2 rRNA genes are annotated in these 3,697 nt (G+C 56.1%); both read left to right on the forward strand.

What is annotated here, in order from left to right:
- Positions 1-114: 114 nt before the first annotated feature.
- Positions 115-1,636 (forward strand): 16S ribosomal RNA (locus tag MWU77_RS24410).
- 301 nt (positions 1,637-1,937) lie between these two features.
- A 23S ribosomal RNA gene (locus MWU77_RS24415) occupies positions 1,938-3,697 on the forward strand; the annotation flags it as partial.

Genomic DNA, 3,697 nt, shown 5'->3' on the forward strand with positions numbered 1-3,697 from the left:
ATCACATTCTTCCGTCTGTGGTGGTCAGTGTTTTGCTAGTTTGAGTTTTTTTGCTAGTGATTTGGCTCGATGTCTTTGACTGATTGACTCTTTCGGGAGTGAAATCAAGAGTCTTTAACGGAGAGTTTGATCCTGGCTCAGGACGAACGCTGGCGGCGTGCTTAACACATGCAAGTCGAACGATGAAGCCCAGCTTGCTGGGTGGATTAGTGGCGAACGGGTGAGTAACACGTGGGTGATCTGCCCTGCACTTCGGGATAAGCCTGGGAAACTGGGTCTAATACCGGATATGACCAAAGGCTGCATGGTTTTTGGTGGAAAGTTTTTCGGTGCAGGATGAGCCCGCGGCCTATCAGCTTGTTGGTGGGGTAATGGCCTACCAAGGCGACGACGGGTAGCCGGCCTGAGAGGGCGACCGGCCACACTGGGACTGAGACACGGCCCAGACTCCTACGGGAGGCAGCAGTGGGGAATATTGCACAATGGGCGAAAGCCTGATGCAGCGACGCCGCGTGAGGGATGACGGCCTTCGGGTTGTAAACCTCTTTCACCAGGGACGAAGCGCAAGTGACGGTACCTGGAGAAGAAGCACCGGCCAACTACGTGCCAGCAGCCGCGGTAATACGTAGGGTGCGAGCGTTGTCCGGAATTACTGGGCGTAAAGAGCTCGTAGGCGGTTTGTCGCGTCGTCTGTGAAATCCCGCAGCTCAACTGCGGGCTTGCAGGCGATACGGGCAAACTCGAGTACTGCAGGGGAGACTGGAATTCCTGGTGTAGCGGTGAAATGCGCAGATATCAGGAGGAACACCGGTGGCGAAGGCGGGTCTCTGGGCAGTAACTGACGCTGAGGAGCGAAAGCGTGGGTAGCGAACAGGATTAGATACCCTGGTAGTCCACGCCGTAAACGGTGGGCGCTAGGTGTGGGTTTCCTTCCACGGGATCCGTGCCGTAGCTAACGCATTAAGCGCCCCGCCTGGGGAGTACGGCCGCAAGGCTAAAACTCAAAGGAATTGACGGGGGCCCGCACAAGCGGCGGAGCATGTGGATTAATTCGATGCAACGCGAAGAACCTTACCTGGGTTTGACATATACCGGACGACTGCAGAGATGTGGTTTCCCTTGTGGTCGGTATACAGGTGGTGCATGGCTGTCGTCAGCTCGTGTCGTGAGATGTTGGGTTAAGTCCCGCAACGAGCGCAACCCTTGTCCTGTGTTGCCAGCACGTAATGGTGGGGACTCGCAGGAGACTGCCGGGGTCAACTCGGAGGAAGGTGGGGACGACGTCAAGTCATCATGCCCCTTATGTCCAGGGCTTCACACATGCTACAATGGTCGGTACAGAGGGCTGCGATACCGTGAGGTGGAGCGAATCCCTTAAAGCCGGTCTCAGTTCGGATCGGGGTCTGCAACTCGACCCCGTGAAGTCGGAGTCGCTAGTAATCGCAGATCAGCAACGCTGCGGTGAATACGTTCCCGGGCCTTGTACACACCGCCCGTCACGTCATGAAAGTCGGTAACACCCGAAGCCGGTGGCCTAACCCCTTGTGGGAGGGAGCCGTCGAAGGTGGGATCGGCGATTGGGACGAAGTCGTAACAAGGTAGCCGTACCGGAAGGTGCGGCTGGATCACCTCCTTTCTAAGGAGCATCTGTCCATGCATCCCGAAGAGTCGGTGAATGTGTGTGACCAGAGGCCGTTTGTCTCCGTATGTGGGACACGGTTGCTCATGGGTGGAACGCTGACAAGCATCATCGTGTCGGAGGAAGCATCATGTTTTCTTCTGCGGTGGTTATATCGGTGCGCTGTTGGGTCCTGAGAGAACACGTTTTCGTGTTTGATCAGCGACGATGATCTTCGAAAGTTCTTGCCTGTGGGTGGGTTCCGGTAGGGGTTGTTGTGTGTTGTTTGAGAACTGCACAGTGGACGCGAGCATCTTTGTTGTAAGTGTTTATGAGCGTACGGTGGATGTCTTGGCACCAGGAGCCGATGAAGGACGTGGGAGGCTGCGATATGCCTCGGGGAGCTGTCAACCGAGCTGTGATCCGAGGATTTCCGAATGGGGAAACCCAGCACGAGTGATGTCGTGTTACCTGCCGGTGAATATATAGCCGGTGTGGAGGGAACGTGGGGAAGTGAAACATCTCAGTACCCACAGGAAGAGAAAACAACATGTGATTCCGTCAGTAGTGGCGAGCGAACGCGGAAGAGGCTAAACCATGGGTGTGTGATACCTGGCAGGGGTTGCACTCGTGGGGTTGTGGGGTTCATTGTGTCGACGCTGCTGAGTCGGCCAACAGTAAGAAATCATGGTGTTAGTCGAAGTGGTCTGGAACGGCCTGTCGTAGAGGGTGAGAATCCCGTAGACGAAAACGCTGTGACTGTTGATGTGAATACCCAAGTAGCACCGGGCCCGTGAAATCCGGTGTGAATCTGTCGGGACCACCCGATAAGCCTGAATACTCCCTGGTGACCGATAGCGGACTAGTACCGTGAGGGAAAGATGAAAAGTACCCCGGGAGGGGAGTGAAATAGTACCTGAAACCGTGCGCTTACAATCCGTCAGAGCCTGTGCAGCCTTTGGTGGCTGGTGGGTGATGGCGTGCCTTTTGAAGAATGAGCCTGCGAGTTAGTGGCATGTCGCGAGGTTAACCCGTGTGGGGTAGCCGTAGCGAAAGCGAGTCCGAATAGGGCGTCTGTAGTGGCATGTTCTAGACCCGAAGCGGAGTGATCTACCCATGGCCAGGGTGAAGCGATGGTAAGACGTCGTGGAGGCCCGAACCCACTTAGGTTGAAAACTGAGGGGATGAGTTGTGGGTAGGGGTGAAAGGCCAATCAAACTCCGTGATAGCTGGTTCTCCCCGAAATGCATTTAGGTGCAGCGTCGCGTGTTTCACTCTGGAGGTAGAGCTACTGGATGGCCGATGGGCCCTACAAGGTTACTGACGTCAGCCAAACTCCGAATGCCAGGGTGTGAGAGCGCGGCAGTGAGACTGCGGGGGATAAGCTTCGTAGTCGAGAGGGAAACAGCCCAGATCGCCGGCTAAGGCCCCTAAGCGTGTACTAAGTGGAAAAGGATGTGGGATCGCTGAGACAACCAGGAGGTTGGCTTAGAAGCAGCCACCCTTGAAAGAGTGCGTAATAGCTCACTGGTCAAGTGGTCCTGCGCCGACAATGTAGCGGGGCTCAAGTACACCGCCGAAGCCGCGGCATTCGCATAACACACGCATTGTCCTGCGGGATGGTGTGCAGTGGTGTGGATGGGTAGGGGAGCGTCGTGTGGCCGTGGAAGCAGCAGTGTGAACTAGTTGTGGAGGCCATGCGAGTGAGAATGCAGGCATGAGTAGCGAAAGACGAGTGAGAAACTCGTCCGCCGAATGACCAAGGGTTCCTGGGCCAGGTTAATCCGCCCAGGGTGAGTCGGGACCTAAGGCGAGGCCGACAGGCGTAGTCGATGGACAACGGGTTGATATTCCCGTACCCGTGTGAACGCGCCCCTGATGAATCACTGGTACTAACCATCCTGAAGATTCCTTTTTCCCTTCGGGGGATTGGGGGTTGGATGCATGGGACCTTCGGTGGTAGTAGTCAAGCGATGGGGTGACGCAGGAAGGTAGCTGGGCCGGCTGGTGGAATAGCCGGTGTAAGCCTGTAGGGCGAGTGGTAGGCAAATCCGCCACTCATGATGCCTGAGAGGTGAT

The sequence above is a fragment of the Rhodococcus sp. F64268 genome, assembly GCF_023015605.1.
GTDB lineage: Bacteria > Actinomycetota > Actinomycetes > Mycobacteriales > Mycobacteriaceae > Rhodococcus.